We start from the raw sequence: 219 nt of genomic DNA, 5'->3' as shown, positions 1-219 counted from the left end.
GTAGTGGCGAGCGAACGGGGAATAGCCCAAACCAACAGTGTTACGGCATTGTTGGGGTTGTAGGACCACGACGTTGCAAGAAATCTTGTGAGAAGAACGGTCTGGAAAGACCGGCCACAGCGGGTGACAGCCCCGTATTCGAAGCGAGACGAAGCATAGTGTAATCCTGAGTAGCGCGGGACACGAGGAATCCTGCGTGAATCCGCCGGGACCATCCGG

1 rRNA gene is annotated in these 219 nt (G+C 56.6%); it reads left to right on the top strand.

Annotated elements, in window-relative coordinates:
• Nucleotides 1-219, top strand: a 23S ribosomal RNA gene (locus H6A27_RS14950); the annotation flags it as partial.

The sequence above is a fragment of the Bacteroides caecigallinarum genome (assembly GCF_016902295.1).
In the GTDB taxonomy this organism is placed as follows: domain Bacteria; phylum Bacteroidota; class Bacteroidia; order Bacteroidales; family Bacteroidaceae; genus Phocaeicola; species Phocaeicola caecigallinarum_A.
This window is presented reverse-complemented; position numbering and strand designations above follow the sequence as displayed.